Raw genomic sequence first — 897 nt, 5'->3', positions numbered from 1 at the left:
CCGCCGCGTGCGCACGGCCCTGTCGGCGGAGGCGCTGGCCCAGCCTTCGTTGTCATAAACGGGGGGAAGCGTGGTTATCTGGTCCGCCTCTCCGCCGCTGACGCCATTGCGGCGAGCGGGGCGATCACGGCGGACCTGCTGGCCTGACCCCAGCCCCGCGATATGAAGGGCGTGGGGATCAGCGGATTATAAGAGACTGTCCGGAAAGGACGTTTCTGGTGAAGCTTTCCTCGGAAAGCTTCAGGGGACGCCGCCTTTTTTGAAAAAAGACGGCACCCGGAAACGTCTGTCAGCCTGTTATTTTAAACAGCCTGCAATACGGCCTTACTCGCCACCACCGTTATCGGCGGGCGGCTGGAAGGGCATGACGGGGTATTTGCCGCTCTTGGCAATTTCCTCGGGGTCTTCGGTCGGGCCGGGCAGGTAGACCGTGGGCAGCGCCTGATTGAGGTAGGTCACGACCTGATCACTGATATCAAGGCTGTTATCATGCAGCGCGGCGGTTCCGGCCTGCAGCACCATGGTCATGCCACGGGCGGCGGCGATGGCGCTGACGATCTGCTGCATCTCGCGCTGGACCTGATTGAGCGCAACCTGCGCGTCCTCTTCCAGAATGCGGTTGCGGTTGCCGAACTTGGTGCGGTCGGCCATCACGCGCTTTTGCAGATCCTGCTGCTGTTCGGGCGTCGGGGCCTTGCCTGCCTTGATGATGGACTGGCGCAGCGCCTGAAGCTGCCCGTCCTCGGCGCGGACATCGCGCACCAGCGCCTCACGCCGTGCGCCGAGTTCGGTCTGGAGCTTCTGCACGGCGAGGGACTGCGCCATGATCTGCTGCGTGTTGAAAATACCGATAACAGGAGCGGCGGGGCGCGAGCCGGCAGGCAGCGGCTTGAATTC

1 protein-coding gene is annotated in these 897 nt (G+C 63.4%); it reads right to left on the bottom strand.

Annotated elements, in window-relative coordinates; translation table 11 throughout:
- Positions 1-324 precede the first annotated feature (324 nt).
- The coding region (locus JCM25156_RS18470; protein ID WP_025814303.1) for an OmpH/Skp family outer membrane protein at positions 325-897 on the bottom strand (573 nt) is incomplete at its 5' end.

The sequence above is a fragment of the Komagataeibacter kakiaceti JCM 25156 genome (assembly GCF_000613305.1).
This window is presented reverse-complemented; position numbering and strand designations above follow the sequence as displayed.